Below are 13,681 nucleotides of genomic sequence, written 5' to 3'. Positions count from 1 at the left end.
ATTAACTAATTCTGAAAAATCAAAAAGGCTTGTCGTGATAGACAAGCCTTTTCGTATAGTTATACTACAATGGTGCTTAGCTCACGACGTTATACGTAAGTTATTCCACCACCAAGTATTTACTATTCTAAATTTCATTGAGTCAAATATAGAAAGGAATTTCATAATTACAAATCAATTTAAAGGAAATATAGATCCAAATTCCAATATTGCATTAAGTGCTTATAATAACAGTACTGACACCTAATACTTCAATTCTAATCGTTCAGATCTATATAAAATATCAGTTTGGCCCCAAGAACCACTTTTGTTACCATGTTCACTTTTAAAATCTAGTGTTGCTTCAAAAACCTCTTTACGCGTTTCATAGTCTACTTCAACCAGTTTAGCAGATAGTTTAGTTCCTTGTTTTAGATAGCCGGAAGTAACCAGAATATTATTTGAATTGGCCAGATAATCTGCATCACTAACAATGGTAGAGAAAAATTCCGGCCCTCTTTCTTTGCCATATTGCCAAATCTGCTCTGTAGTTTTATCTTCTTCATTTATTTTATAAATCACTGCGCGGGAATAATGGACGTTATTTTCAAAATATCTAAAGGCACCGTTATCAAATACCAAAAGATTACCATCGGGCATTATAGATGGGGAATGCATTCCCCAGGGAAAGTCAAATTCCTCTGAACTTTCGTTTCCATCCTGAACAGCTCTGTCATAAGGTTTTCCTTCAGAATCAACAGCGGTTAATAAATAAGGTTTTGTTTCGAAACCTTTTCCTTCTTTCCCAGATTTACCCCAGTTCCTTTTTGGTGCCATAATCCATTTTAGACGATCATCCCAAGAAATTTTTATCAATCCCTGGTTTTTTCCAGATACAATTATTGAATTATCACTCGGATTATAAGCAAGGCCATTCATGTGGAGCCAATCACGAGGTCTAAAAAAATTCAAATCATTTCTACTAACATCCAAATGTTTGGTTAAATCCCATTCTCTGACAATTTTTGATTTTTTTCTGTCAAATTCTATGATATGATCACTGTCTGAGGCAACAAACTTATTATCTAATTTTATAAAATTATTTCTTTTACCAACACATATCAGTAAGTTGCCATCCGGTAATTCTTGTACGTCATGGTGCATACCGTAATTTGTACCTATATTGGTTTCTTTTAATGGTTTACCCAACATATCAAATTCATAAATAACATGCCTGCTAACCATTAAAATCGTTCCGTCCTTAAGTCGTTGAAACGGACTAACCATTTTACCGGCAAAACTTAAATCTAAATACCACCGCACTTGGCCTTGGTCGTCAAAAATTATAGGCCCGGAATTGAATTTTCCATTGTTGGCAAAATGAATATCACAAGCATGCATGCCTGGCTCCATTTCATTTCGATTTAGCTTGTTTATGGTTATCTGGGGAAAATGGCTTGGGGTATTCCCTGTTTTTATCTTAATACTGTCTATTACTTGTCCACCATCGTAGTCTAAAGTAACAATGACATTATTTAAAGTATTAGGGTATAAACCTACTACCGGGACCTCCAAGTTGGTGGCGTTAAGATTAAATGTTTGTTCCACCGGAATCTTACCCAGAACCTTAATGGTAACGTTGCAGGGTGTTTCCGTCTCAATTTTTAACTGAGCGGTTAACGGTGATATATTATAAGGATTTAAGGTCGATTTTATGGAATAATTAAAACCGGAACCGCAACTATTGAAAAGAAGTAGTACAAAAACTAATAAACCAGCTAAGCGAGATAATGCTTTTAATCCCATTTTATATTTTTATTCAAAAATAAAGTTTTAGGACTAATTCTACTGAAATTATTTTTTTGGTCTTTAACTGGCTCAATTGTAGATTACACTACATTCCTGAATCAAATGGTATCCGGGAATCTCCCGAAATTAGATTAAAAGACTATCAGTTATGCCGTATTTAACCTTTGATGTCATCAAATAAAAAATCCTGAATATGATCATATTCAGGATTTTTTAAAGGATTAATATTTCTTAGAATTCCAGATCTACCACCAGATCAAATTCATCATAGATGGTTTTATCACCTAAGTCATCAAAGAAACTTCCTGAGCCATACTTAACATCGTACTGAGCTCTGTCTACTTTTAAAGTAGCTGTTGCTTTGCTGCCATAAACAGAAACATCAAAAGTTACAGGTTTGGTTATCCCTTTAATAGTAAGGTCTCCCTGTACTTCGTAAGAATTTTTACCGGAAGCTTTAACTTTTGTAAAAACCAGGGTAGAATTTGGATGGTTTTCAACTCCAAAGAAATCATCAGACTTAAGGTGACCTTCTAATTTACCTTTATATTCCCCTTCAAGATCAGTTGATATCAAAGAAGTCATGTCTACTTCAAATTCTCCTCCCGTCAGTTTTCCTTCATCAAACATAAGGGCTCCTGATTTAAGGTTTACAGTACCTGTATGAGAGCCAGTAACTTTATAAGCTTTCCAGGTAACCTTGCTTTCATCAACTTTAACTTCTTTCTTTTCTCCATTTATAGGAGCGTTAGCAACGGCTGTTGCTCCAAAAACTATGGCTAATGCCAGACTTAATACATTCTTTTTCATGTTTTCTAAATTTACTTTGTTTTAATGATTGTTTTAAATTAACGTGTTATATATGAGTGAATAATAATTCTTTTGATTGTCTGACTTTTTTATAATGTTGGGTATCATCTTCTTCAGACCTATAGCCTATGGCGGCTACAACGGAGGTGTTTAATCCTTTATCCTTTAGACCTAAAAGTTCATTGTAGGTTTCTGGTTCAAAACCTTCCATCGGGCAGGTATCAATTTTTAAATCTGCCGCCGCTGAAAGTAAGTTGCCTAAGGCCAAATAAGTTTGCCTTGCCGACCAGCTTTCTTTTATGTTATCAGGGAGATCTATTAATTTAGATTTCATAAAATCTCCATAAGGTTGTAAATTGTTTAGTTCAATGTCTCTTGTTTCACTAACGTTAGCTAAATAGTTGTCAATAAGATCAGTGTCAAAACTGGTGTTGTTGGCAAAGACTATTAAATGGGATGCATCTGTGATTTGCGATTGACCCCATGAGGCTGCTTTTAATTTTTCCCTTAAATCCATATCCTGGATTATAAAGATATGATAGGGTTGGAGCCCATATGAAGAGGGACTTAAACGAATAGCTTCTAATAAAGTATTCAACTCTTCTTCAGGTATTTGTTTTTGGCTATCAAATTTTTTGGTTGCATATCGCCAATTGAGGCTATCAAGGTACTTGTTCATGTGTGTATTAAAATTTATTGAATAAAAGATTTAATTGTTCAAGTTCTAAATCGGAGAAATTGATTAAAATTTCTTTTTCTGTTTTTTCCAGCACATCATCCATATCAGATAGTGCTTTTAATCCTTCTTTAGTTATAGTAATCTCAACTTTGCGCCGGTTAGACATGCATAAAACTCTGTCTACAAAACCCTTCTTCATTAATTTATCCACCAACCGGGTGGTATTACTCATTTTGCTTACCATTCTCTCGTTTATAGTCGATAAATTGGCGGGTTTATTCTGCTGACCTCTAAGTATACGCAGGACATTAAATTGTTGCGTCGAAATTCCAAAAGGTTTAAGGGCTTGTGAGAAACTTTCAGCGACCTTATTGTGTATTAATATTAAATGAATAATAGTTCTACTTCTTAAGGGAATTTTCTTATCAGTCTTTATGACAGCTTCGACATTCATGTACTTACAATATTTGTATATACAAATGTAAATATTAAATAATTATCACCAACATATGTGCAGATAAAGTTTTGTTAAATTTTAATAGGTCTAAATGGTGTTATATAATTTTATGGGCATAAGAAACAATCATTATGATTCGTCTGATCCTAAGTTTAAGTATCCTGCTATTCTCAGGATGCGGAGTTAAAGAAAGTAAGAACACAAAATTTGAGAATTCAGAATTAGTCAAAAATGAATTTATCCCTGTGGATAGTTTGGGTATCCCTATATACAATTATGATGAACTGGAACCTCTCTTGAATAGGAAGGATGACAAAACATATATTGTCAACTTTTGGGCAACCTGGTGCGCACCGTGTATAAAGGAATTGCCTTTTTTTGAAAAAATAAACCAGGAAGGGAAGAACAACAATCTGGAAGTAATATTGGTAAGTCTGGATATGCCTTCCATGTGGAAATCTAAGCTCCTTCCTTTTATAAAAACTAAGAATATAAAATCGAAGGTGGTAGTTTTAAATGACCCAGATCAAAATAGCTGGATCCCAAAAATCGATAAGAACTGGTCCGGGGCAATTCCCGCAACCTTGATCTACAATCGTAAAAAAAGAAAGTTCTATGAACAGTCCTTTACCTATGAAATGCTAAATAAAGAAATTCAAGAATTCAAATAAATACGTAAACATGAAATATCTATTGGCAAATTTTGTTTTAATCATATTTTTTTTAAACAACCCTTTTACTTTTAAAGAAATTGATAAAGGTTATGATATTGGAGATTATGCAACAGACTTCAGCCTTCCGGATATAAACGGTAAAAGGGTCTCTTTAGCAGACTATAAAGATGCCAGAGGTTTTTTAGTGATTTTTACCTGTAACACCTGCCCATATGCAGTCGCCTACGAAGATAGAATTATTGAGCTCGATAAAAAATACAAGATAAAAGGAGTACCGGTAATTGCAATAAACCCTAATGACCCTGATTTACAACCTGCAGATGGGGTGGAATACATGAAAAAAAGAGCAATGGAAAAAGGCTTCACTTTTCCATATTTGATTGATAAAGGACAGAAAATATTTCCTCAATATGGAGCAACTAAAACTCCACATGTGTATTTACTCGAAAAAAGTAAACAGGGAAATGTCGTGCGTTATATTGGAACAATTGACGACAACTATTCCAATGCGTCTGCAGTTAAAACGAAATATGTTGAAAATGCTGTAGATGCCATGTTAAAAGGGGAGGAAATACCAATTACCATTACCCGGGCTATTGGTTGTTCCATAAAGTCGCGATAGTAATAATTGTTTGTGAAAAGTACAGGAGTTTGTACCTTTGTCAGGAAATAAAAATTAAATGGCAGATTTATTACAAGAGGAATGGGTTAATAGACTGGAGAAGGATGATAACGCTTTTATTCTAGATGTGAGGACCCCGGAAGAAGCAGATCAGGGACAGATTCCTGAGTCGACCACTCTAAATATTTATTTAGGGCAAGAATTTTTGGCGGAGCTGGAGAAATTGGATAAATCTAAGAATTATTATGTATACTGCAGATCTGGCCAGCGAAGCCGGCAGGCCTGTGCTATTATGAATAGCATTGGTATTCCAAATGCATACAACCTCATGGGAGGCATACTTGAGTGGAAAGGTGATTTAATCTAAGTGATCGTAAACCTTTAATGCTGCATCCCACTTTCAGTGGGATCTTTTATTTTAGGTGAATGCGTGAAGATCTCATACACTACATTTGGAAAAATGGAAAAATTCCGTTTGCAAATCTATACACCTCCAGGCGGAAAGTACTGCAGATAATATCCCTGGGAATTCATAATTATGATTCAGGACCTGATTTTTTTCATGCTCAATTGGAAATTGATGGACAACTTTGGGTGGGAAATGTAGAAATCCATGTAAAATCTTCTGACTGGTATGCACATCAGCACAATTTGGATCCTAATTATGACAATGTAATTTTACATGTGGTTTGGGAAGAAGATAAAGTGGTCTATCGGAAAAACAGAGAAGAAATACCTGCTCTGGAGCTTAAAAATTTTATACCAGGCTCTATACTCACAAATTATTATAAACTATTTGAGTCATCCAAAGCTAATTTTATCAATTGCGAAAATGACTTAAATACTATTGATAACTTTAAATTTTCGTCCTGGTTGGAGCGGCTATATTTTGAGAGGCTGGAAGAGAAATCTAATGAAATTAACAGCTTGCTGATAGAAGCGAAAAACGATTGGGAAAAAGTACTTTTCATTCTATTATTGAAAAACTTTGGACTAAAGTTAAACAGCGAGGCTTTTTTAAGTCTTGGAAGAGCGCTGGAATTTGGGATTGTCCGGAAGTTAATGCATAATGTTTTTCAGTTGGAAAGTGTTCTTTTTGGATTATCAGGGCTGCTGGATAATGTATCTTCCAGGGATAAGGTTTTAAACCAAATGAGGTTGGAATATTTTTACTTGAGGGATAAATTCGGTATTAGAGGGAAGGGTGTTCAGAGTCCGTCTTTTTTTAGATTACGCCCGGCCAACTTTCCGACTATCCGTTTATCACAACTTGCAAATTTATATGTCAAACGCCCGCAATTATTTGGCGCTATTATGACTATAAAAGAGATCTCCCAGGCTTATGAAATATTCGCTATATCCACAAGCAATTACTGGAAAAACCACTATGTCTTTGGAAAGTTATCAACTAAAAGGGAAAATAGACTTACCAGGACTTTTATTAATTTATTGCTTATAAATACTATACTCCCGATGATTTTCTGTTTTTCCAAATGGCAAGGGATAGATGTAAGTTCAAGAATAATTTCCATTATAAACACACTAAAAAGTGAGGATAATAAAATTATTAGAAAATTTAATAATCTTGGGGTTAATTGCAGCAATGCTATGGACAGTCAGGCCATACTACAACTTTACAATACATATTGTACAAAAAATAGATGTCTGGAATGTGTTGTAGGCGATAGTTTATTAAAAGGAAAATAGTATTTTTAAAAAATGAATATTTTCTATCACCTTTTATATTATTTTCAAAAACGCGGCTTTGAAGTATGCAGAAGAATCGCGGAGAGTCTTGGTATTAGGGCACGTGTTGTAAGAACCACATTTATCTACCTAACGTTTGTAACTTTGGGGTTTGGTTTTGCATTATACCTGTTTTTAGCATTTTGGCTGGGAATAAAGGATTTGATCTATACCAAAAGGAATTCGGTTTTTGATCTTTAGATATGATAAGACTTTTTCGCTCTAAAATTTACATCGCAATAGCATTGATGCTATCGGTATTGCTGGTTGGGAGCTTGGGCTATCATTTTATAGCCAAATTATCCTGGTTGAATGCCTTCTATATGACCATAATAACGGTTACAACCGTTGGATTTAATGAAGTTGGTCCTTTGGGAACAGAAGGTAAAATATTTACGGTTTTTTTAATAATATCCAGTGTCTTTATATTTGCTTATGCCATTTCTGTGATTACGGAGTATTTATTCAGCAAAAATCAGTTACAGTTACTAAAAACAAAAAAGGTAAAAAAAATGATCAACCGTTTATCCAATCATGTTATTGTCTGTGGTTATGGACGTAATGGAATGCAAGCAGTGGAACGACTTAAGGCATATAAAAAACCTTTTGTTGTTATTGAAAAGGATAAAGATATTATACAAAAGTACGAGGAGGATGTTTTGTTTGTTGAGGGTGATGCCAATGAGGATGAAATCTTAATAACAGCAGGCATTAATGCTGCACAATATCTTATTGCTACGCTGCCGGATGATGCCGCTAATTTGTTTGTTGTGTTGTCAGCACGTCAACTAAATCAAAAATTATATATTATTAGCAGGGCTTCTCAGGTTACTTCTCAAAAAAAATTGAAATTGGCGGGAGCAGATAGTGTTATCATGCCCGATAAAATTGGAGGTGATCATATGGCATCCTTGGTCGTAATACCAGATTTGATAACATTTATGGACAAATTATCTACCGAAGGGGAAAACACTACCAACCTGGAAGAAGTTGCCATTGAAGATTTTGCTGATCAAATGGAATGTAATTCCTTAAGGGACCTTGATCTCCGAAGAAAAACAGGATGTACCATTATTGGTTATATAGAACCCGATGGAAATTATATAATTAATCCTGAAGCCGATTTACCCTTAGAGCCTAATAGTAAAGTAATCGTATTAGGAAGGCCAGAGCAAATTAAAAAGCTAAATGAAATGTTTCATATAAACTAAAACCCGATCAAATAATTATATTTTTTAGTATTACTATTTTTTAGGATATTGCCACTATAACAGACCAAATAAAACCAAAAACAACTCTTATGAAGTACAGACTTCTTTCAATTTTAACCCTATTACTACCAATTTTAACATTTGCTCAGGAAAAAGGACTTGATGAAAAGGTAAATGATGCATTTATGCCAGTTGCTGTTTGGTGGGAAGGTTTTATTCTTACCTCAATTCCCATTGCGGGCTATAATATGCCCTTAGTTCTAATTTTATTAATATTTGGAGCCACTTTTTTTACAGTTTATTTTAAGTTTCCAAATATCACAAAATTTGGATTGGCAATAAATACGGTACGTGGTAAGTATGATGAATTAGACCATCATAGCGTAGAAAAGGCCGAACTAAATATTGTTGATGGAGATTTGGTCGATACGATTGCCGATGAAAGCAAAGAGGGAGAGGTAAGTCATTTTCAGGCATTGGCTACTGCCGTTTCCGGAACAGTAGGTCTTGGTAATATAGCGGGAGTAGCTGTAGCTATTGCTCTTGGAGGACCAGGAGCAACTTTTTGGATGATAATTTGTGGTTTAATTGGGATGTCTACAAAATTTGTAGAATGTACCCTTGGGGTAAAGTACAGGGATGTAGGTGAAGATGGCACAGTATACGGTGGCCCTATGTATTATTTGTCCAGAGGATTAAAGGAAAAGGGGTTCACTGGTTTGGGCAAAGTTTTAGCTGCTCTATTTGCTATTTTATGTGTGGGAGCTTCTTTTGGTGGCGGTAACGCGTTTCAATCTAATCAGGCGGCTGTACAACTGTCTACAATGTTAAATTTGCAGGGCGGAGCTACCGGAGTTATTATTGGCGTAATCCTTGCAATTCTTGTAGGGATTGTAATCATTGGAGGAATAAAAAAGATTGCCAGTGTGACGGAAAAAATAGTTCCGTTTATGGCTGGTATATACGTTTTGGCTTCATTGGTTATAATTTTTGCAAATATTAAATATTTGGGCGAAGCACTAGGGATGATATTTAATGGAGCTTTTACACCCATGGCTGGTTTAGGCGGTGTTATAGGGGTTATTATAGTGGGCTTCCAAAGGGCTGCCTTTTCGAATGAAGCCGGTGCCGGATCTGCTGCAATTGCGCATTCTGCGGTTAAAACAAAGTACCCGGCAAGTGAGGGCGTTGTAGCTCTCTTGGAACCATTTATAGACACGGTGGTAATATGTACAATGACAGCCCTGGTTATTATTTTCTTCAATATGGATGCAGGGGCCTTTGAATATGGTAATGCTGTTAATAGTACTGTTTTAATAACTGAAACGGGTAATTATATAGGAGGAGTCGATTTAACCTCTATGGCTTATGACTCTGTTATTCCTGGATTTAGATATATCCTTACGATTGCAATTATTCTTTTTGCATTTTCTACAATGATTTCTTGGTCCTATTATGGGCTTCAATCCTGGAAATACCTTTTTGGTCGAGGTAGAAAAGCAGACGTCGTCTACAAAATTTTGTTTTTATTATTTGTAGTTATTGGAGCCGCAGCTACTTTAGATGCGGTAATTAAGTTTTCTGACGCCATGATTCTGGCATTGGTATTTCCCAATATGGTAGGGTTACTGTTTTTATTTCCCAGGGTAAAAGAAGAGCTGAATAAGTACATAGTAGATATAAAAGGTGTAAGTAAATAAGAATACTCTTGAAAAGTTTTAAGTCCCACTTTCAGTTCAATAAACAGGAACGAAGTGGGATTTTCTTTTTGCTGTTAATCATTTTTAGCTTGCAATTGACCTACATGCTTTTAAGAAATGAAAATATTTATAATACCGAGGAAAGCTTTGTATTGGATGTGAAAATTCAACGACAACTCGATTCAATACGAGAGAAGGCTAAAATAGAAGATTCACCAAAGGTTTATTCTTTTAACCCAAACTTTATTTCAGATTACAAAGGTTATACCCTGGGGATGTCTAATGAGGAAATAGACAGATTGCTTTTATTCAGATCTGAAAACAAATGGGTCTATTCCGCAAAAGAATTTCAACAGGTTACGCTCATTTCTGATTCCTTACTACAAATAATAGCTCCATTATTCAAATTTCCTGAATGGGCAGATCGACCAAAAAGCAAAATTAAAAAAAGGCAGAAAAAACTGGTAGTAGCTGGGGTTGAACTTAAAGACTTAAACCTGGCTACTACTGAAGAGCTAAAGGCCATTTACGGAATTGGCGTTAAATTATCGGCCAGGATTGTTAAGTTCAGAGACAGACTGGGGGGCTTTATGGTAAACGAACAATTATATGATGTATATGGTCTGGAGGAAGAAGTTGTTTTAAGAATATTGGAAGAATTCCAGGTTAAAGAGCAACCCGACATTGAAAGAATCAACATTAATACGGCAACAAGAAGAGAGATGGAACAATTGATTTATATTAATCAAGACCTTGCTTTTCAAATAGTTACTTACAGGGATAGCGTTGGAATTATCCGATCATTTAATGAATTAACACAAATTGAAGATTTCCCGGTAAACAAGATTGATAGAATTAAATTATATTTGTCGCTCTAAAAAATTGCAATAATGGCTACAGACACTATGTCTATTATTAGTTTTGATTATTCTGAGACCCAACACCATGTTGCCGAGTCTGCCAAGAAATTTGCAGAACAATACATAAGGCCTCACATTATGGAGTGGGATGAATCTCAGTTTTTCCCGGCAGATCTTCTTAAAAAAGCAGGAGAATATGGCTTTATGGGTGTATTGGTACCTCATGAATTGGGTGGAGCCGGTTTAGGTTATCATGAGTATATTGCCATCATTGAAGAGATATCAAAAGTAGATCCATCAATTGGCCTGTCTATAGCCGCTCATAATTCATTATGTACTAATCATATATTATCTTTTGCGAATCATGAGCAAAAACAAAGATGGATTCCCAAACTTGCTAGTGGAGAGTGGATTGGTGCCTGGGGATTAACAGAGCATAATACCGGTTCCGATGCCGGTGGAATGAGTACAACCGCAATTAAAGATGGAGATGATTGGGTTCTGAACGGAGCAAAAAATTTTATCACCCATGGTATAAGTGGAGATATTGCCGTTGTAATAGTAAGAACAGGGGAGAAAGGAGATAGTCATGGGATGACTGCTTTTGTTATTGAAAAAGGGACATCAGGTTTTAGCAGTGGTAAGAAAGAGAATAAATTAGGAATGCGTGCCAGTGAAACGGCAGAATTAATTTTTAATAATTGCAGGATTCCAGATTGCCAGAGACTCGGCGAAATAGGCGATGGCTTTATTCAGTCTATGAAGGTTTTAGATGGTGGACGCATATCGATAGGAGCTCTATCTCTTGGAATAGCAAAAGGTGCCTATGAAGCTTCGTTAAAGTATTCCAAGGAACGTGTTCAATTTGGCAAGCCTATTAGTTCGTTTCAGGGAATTTCATTTAAACTGGCAGATATGGCTACAGAAATAGAGGCTTCTGAATTATTACTACACAAGGCAGCTTTTCTGAAAAATGAGGGTCGTAAAATGACCAAAATAAGTGCAATGGCAAAAATGTATGCATCCGAAGTCTGCGTAAAGATTGCGAACGAAGCGGTCCAGATTCATGGGGGTTATGGTTACACCAAAGATTTTCCGGTAGAAAAATTTTACAGGGACGCAAAGCTTTGCACCATTGGAGAAGGTACCACGGAAATCCAAAAAATAGTTATAGCAAAGAATATTTTAAAATAATTAGCTAACATTTAATTTATTCATTCTATATTTGCACTCGGAAAATCATTAAAGAAAGGAGGTTGTAGCCTATGTTGATAATACCAGTAAAAGAAGGAGAAAATATAGACAGAGCTTTAAAACGTTTTAAACGGAAGTTCGATCGTACAGGTACAATGCGTCAGTTGAGAAAACGCCAGCAGTTTACCAAGCCTTCAGTAGAAAGAAGACAACAAATTCAGAAAGCGCAGTATATTCAAGGTCTCAGGGACCAGGAAGAAATATAATAAATAGCTTTTAACTTTTTAAACTCCCGTTGCGATAACAATCGAGACGGGATTTTTTTATGCAAATAACTAAAGGTAACTTTGTGATATGTCTTTAGCTGCTTTTATATCCTATCTTACCTATGAAAAGAACTATTCACCTAATACCGTGAAGGCATACGAAAAGGATATTCGGGGATTTGCGGATTTTTGCTGCAGGGAATACGATTTGAAGCAAATAGATAAGGCAGAGTACAATTTGATAAGAGGATGGGTAGTTCAAATGGTAACTGAGGGAATGTCCAACAGATCTGTCAACCGGAAAATAGCCTCACTTAAGGCTTATTACAAGTTTTTATTGAAGACCGAAAATATTCAGGTTAATCCACTGGCTAAACATAAAGCTCTAAAGACTCCTACGAAAATTGAAGTCCCTTTTTCTGAAGCAGAAATGGAAATGCTTTTACAACAGGTCCATTTTGAACAGGGATTTGAAGGCAGCAGGGATAGGTTGATCATAGAATTACTATACACCACAGGAATAAGGCGGGCAGAACTCATCAATCTTAAATTAAAGGATATTGAGTTGTCTCAAAAAACAATGAAAGTATTGGGTAAAAGGAATAAGGAACGTATTGTTCCGCTCTTGGACTCAACCATAAATTTGTTTGAGATATATTTGGATGAAAGAATGAAATTAGATTCCATAAGGGAAAATGACTATATTTTTCTTTCCAAATCCGGGATTAAAATTTATGAAACACTTGTTTATAGAATTATTAATGGGTATTTTAGTAAGGTCTCTTCCAAAGTTAAAAAGAGTCCGCATATACTTAGGCATACCTTCGCCACACACCTGCTTAACAAAGGAGCAGATTTAAATTCGGTGAAGGAATTATTAGGTCATTCTAGTTTGGCATCTACTCAAGTTTACACGCACAATAGTATTGCCGAATTAAAAAAAGTACATGCCGCTGCTCATCCAAGGAGCAAGAAATAGTATAACGTTCTTTTCTATTGTTTAACCTAAAATATTCAACTTATGAAGGTAAATACACAAGCTGTGAATTTTAATGCAGATTTAAAACTTCTAAATTTTATTCAATCGCGTTTAGACAAACTGGAACTTTTTTATGATAAGATTGTCAGTTCTGATGTGTATTTAAAGGTTGAAAATACAAGTGAAAAAGAAAATAAAATTGTTGAGATTAAGCTGCATATTCCAAAAGATATGTTTGTGGTAAAAAAACAATGTAAATCTTTTGAGGAGGCAATTGATTCTGCATGTAGTTCATTAGAGAGAAAATTGGTTAAAAAGAAGAAAAAACCAAGGTTTCAACCCTCTTTAAAATTTTTATAAAATAGTTTTGATTAAAAAAATAATTATCTACATTTGCAGTCCGTTAGAAATAGCGGACTTTTTTATGCTTTAAAAGGCTTAAAAAGCCGATGTAGCTCAGCTGGCTAGAGCAGCTGATTTGTAATCAGCAGGTCGTGGGTTCGAGTCCCTCCATCGGCTCGTAAGAACATAAAATAGCAAGGAGGGGGAGATACTCAAGCGGCCAACGAGGACAGACTGTAAATCTGTTGGTTTTACCTTCGCAGGTTCGAATCCTGCTCTCCCCACAACTGGTTTTTGAGAGTGGTGTTGTGAATAAGGCTAATGTTTATCTAAAACCAGATAAATTTAGAATC

The 13,681-nt window shown here is 35.3% G+C and carries 16 protein-coding genes and 2 tRNA genes; 14 read left to right on the top strand and 4 right to left on the bottom strand.

Annotated features, from left to right (window positions below; all coding sequences use genetic code 11):
• Nucleotides 1–243: 243 nt before the first annotated feature.
• From Q0874_RS16785 to Q0874_RS16770, 4 genes are all read right to left on the bottom strand, one after another.
• A complete protein-coding gene (locus Q0874_RS16785; RefSeq protein WP_299164688.1) occupies nucleotides 244–1,785 on the bottom strand; it encodes an aryl-sulfate sulfotransferase in 1,542 nt (513 codons plus the stop codon).
• Between the two features lie 234 nt (nucleotides 1,786–2,019).
• Nucleotides 2,020–2,598: a YceI family protein gene (locus tag Q0874_RS16780; protein WP_299164687.1), complete on the bottom strand. Its 579-nt coding sequence runs from the start codon at nucleotides 2,596–2,598 to the stop codon at nucleotides 2,020–2,022.
• Between the two features lie 46 nt (nucleotides 2,599–2,644).
• A complete protein-coding gene (locus Q0874_RS16775) occupies nucleotides 2,645–3,277 on the bottom strand; it encodes an NAD(P)H-dependent oxidoreductase (protein WP_299164685.1) in 633 nt (210 codons plus the stop codon).
• A 7-nt stretch (nucleotides 3,278–3,284) separates the two neighbouring features.
• Entirely contained in the window at nucleotides 3,285–3,731 is a 447-nt protein-coding gene (locus Q0874_RS16770) for a MarR family winged helix-turn-helix transcriptional regulator (protein WP_299164684.1), read from the bottom strand.
• Nucleotides 3,732–3,865: 134 nt separating this feature from the next.
• On the opposite strand from Q0874_RS16770, the gene Q0874_RS16765 reads away from it, so the two are divergent.
• The 14 genes from Q0874_RS16765 (at nucleotide 3,866) to Q0874_RS16700 (ending at nucleotide 13,612) form a co-directional block, all read left to right on the top strand.
• Nucleotides 3,866–4,405 (top strand): TlpA disulfide reductase family protein, encoded by a 540-nt coding sequence (locus tag Q0874_RS16765; protein ID WP_299164683.1) that lies wholly within the window; start codon nucleotides 3,866–3,868, stop codon nucleotides 4,403–4,405.
• 10 nt (nucleotides 4,406–4,415) lie between these two features.
• Nucleotides 4,416–5,030 carry a thioredoxin family protein gene (locus tag Q0874_RS16760; protein ID WP_299164682.1) on the top strand — a complete coding sequence of 205 codons (615 nt, stop codon included), beginning with the start codon at nucleotides 4,416–4,418 and terminating at the stop codon, nucleotides 5,028–5,030.
• 58 nt (nucleotides 5,031–5,088) lie between these two features.
• Nucleotides 5,089–5,397, top strand: coding sequence for a rhodanese-like domain-containing protein (locus Q0874_RS16755; RefSeq protein ID WP_299164681.1), 309 nt, complete (start codon nucleotides 5,089–5,091; stop codon nucleotides 5,395–5,397).
• Between the two features lie 59 nt (nucleotides 5,398–5,456).
• Complete coding sequence (locus Q0874_RS16750) at nucleotides 5,457–6,737, top strand: DUF2851 family protein (RefSeq protein ID WP_299164680.1); 1,281 nt, start codon at nucleotides 5,457–5,459, stop codon at nucleotides 6,735–6,737.
• Between the two features lie 12 nt (nucleotides 6,738–6,749).
• Nucleotides 6,750–6,977: a PspC domain-containing protein gene (locus tag Q0874_RS16745; RefSeq protein WP_299164679.1), complete on the top strand. Its 228-nt coding sequence runs from the start codon at nucleotides 6,750–6,752 to the stop codon at nucleotides 6,975–6,977.
• 2 nt (nucleotides 6,978–6,979) lie between these two features.
• A complete protein-coding gene (locus Q0874_RS16740; protein ID WP_299164678.1) occupies nucleotides 6,980–7,987 on the top strand; it encodes a TrkA family potassium uptake protein in 1,008 nt (335 codons plus the stop codon).
• 89 nt (nucleotides 7,988–8,076) lie between these two features.
• A complete protein-coding gene (locus Q0874_RS16735) occupies nucleotides 8,077–9,687 on the top strand; it encodes a sodium:alanine symporter family protein (protein ID WP_299164677.1) in 1,611 nt (536 codons plus the stop codon).
• Nucleotides 9,688–9,695: 8 nt separating this feature from the next.
• Nucleotides 9,696–10,565: a helix-hairpin-helix domain-containing protein gene (locus Q0874_RS16730; RefSeq protein ID WP_299164676.1), complete on the top strand. Its 870-nt coding sequence runs from the start codon at nucleotides 9,696–9,698 to the stop codon at nucleotides 10,563–10,565.
• A gap of 36 nt (nucleotides 10,566–10,601) precedes the next feature.
• A complete protein-coding gene (locus Q0874_RS16725; RefSeq protein ID WP_299164769.1) occupies nucleotides 10,602–11,741 on the top strand; it encodes an acyl-CoA dehydrogenase family protein in 1,140 nt (379 codons plus the stop codon).
• Between the two features lie 71 nt (nucleotides 11,742–11,812).
• Nucleotides 11,813–12,007: a 30S ribosomal protein S21 gene (gene rpsU, locus Q0874_RS16720; RefSeq protein ID WP_019671394.1), complete on the top strand. Its 195-nt coding sequence runs from the start codon at nucleotides 11,813–11,815 to the stop codon at nucleotides 12,005–12,007.
• 88 nt (nucleotides 12,008–12,095) lie between these two features.
• On the top strand, nucleotides 12,096–12,986 hold the full coding sequence (locus Q0874_RS16715; protein ID WP_299164675.1) for a tyrosine-type recombinase/integrase: 891 nt from the start codon (nucleotides 12,096–12,098) through the stop codon (nucleotides 12,984–12,986).
• 42 nt (nucleotides 12,987–13,028) lie between these two features.
• Nucleotides 13,029–13,346 carry a ribosome-associated translation inhibitor RaiA gene (gene raiA / locus Q0874_RS16710; protein ID WP_299164674.1) on the top strand — a complete coding sequence of 106 codons (318 nt, stop codon included), beginning with the start codon at nucleotides 13,029–13,031 and terminating at the stop codon, nucleotides 13,344–13,346.
• 85 nt (nucleotides 13,347–13,431) lie between these two features.
• A tRNA-Thr gene (locus Q0874_RS16705) sits at nucleotides 13,432–13,505 on the top strand.
• A 25-nt stretch (nucleotides 13,506–13,530) separates the two neighbouring features.
• Nucleotides 13,531–13,612: transfer RNA gene (locus Q0874_RS16700), tRNA-Tyr, on the top strand.
• Nucleotides 13,613–13,681: the final 69 nt, after the last annotated feature.

The sequence above is a fragment of the uncultured Eudoraea sp. genome (assembly GCF_947490415.1).
Classification (GTDB): Bacteria; Bacteroidota; Bacteroidia; order Flavobacteriales; family Flavobacteriaceae; genus Eudoraea.
The sequence above is the reverse complement of the archived record's forward strand: the minus strand, read 5'-3'. Positions and strand labels throughout refer to the sequence as shown.

Coding starts and splice junctions, on each gene's coding strand:
- Q0874_RS16775 (WP_299164685.1), bottom strand. CDS start 3,277: ATGAACAAGTACCTTGATAGCCTCAATTGGCGATATGCAACCAAAAAA.
- Q0874_RS16765 (WP_299164683.1), top strand. CDS start 3,866: ATGATTCGTCTGATCCTAAGTTTAAGTATCCTGCTATTCTCAGGATGC.
- raiA (WP_299164674.1), top strand. CDS start 13,029: ATGAAGGTAAATACACAAGCTGTGAATTTTAATGCAGATTTAAAACTT.
- Q0874_RS16770 (WP_299164684.1), bottom strand. CDS start 3,731: ATGAATGTCGAAGCTGTCATAAAGACTGATAAGAAAATTCCCTTAAGA.
- Q0874_RS16760 (WP_299164682.1), top strand. CDS start 4,416: ATGAAATATCTATTGGCAAATTTTGTTTTAATCATATTTTTTTTAAAC.
- Q0874_RS16745 (WP_299164679.1), top strand. CDS start 6,750: ATGAATATTTTCTATCACCTTTTATATTATTTTCAAAAACGCGGCTTT.
- Q0874_RS16715 (WP_299164675.1), top strand. CDS start 12,096: ATGTCTTTAGCTGCTTTTATATCCTATCTTACCTATGAAAAGAACTAT.
- Q0874_RS16780 (WP_299164687.1), bottom strand. CDS start 2,598: ATGAAAAAGAATGTATTAAGTCTGGCATTAGCCATAGTTTTTGGAGCA.
- Q0874_RS16755 (WP_299164681.1), top strand. CDS start 5,089: ATGGCAGATTTATTACAAGAGGAATGGGTTAATAGACTGGAGAAGGAT.
- rpsU (WP_019671394.1), top strand. CDS start 11,813: ATGTTGATAATACCAGTAAAAGAAGGAGAAAATATAGACAGAGCTTTA.
- Q0874_RS16740 (WP_299164678.1), top strand. CDS start 6,980: ATGATAAGACTTTTTCGCTCTAAAATTTACATCGCAATAGCATTGATG.
- Q0874_RS16735 (WP_299164677.1), top strand. CDS start 8,077: ATGAAGTACAGACTTCTTTCAATTTTAACCCTATTACTACCAATTTTA.
- Q0874_RS16785 (WP_299164688.1), bottom strand. CDS start 1,785: ATGGGATTAAAAGCATTATCTCGCTTAGCTGGTTTATTAGTTTTTGTA.
- Q0874_RS16750 (WP_299164680.1), top strand. CDS start 5,457: ATGCGTGAAGATCTCATACACTACATTTGGAAAAATGGAAAAATTCCG.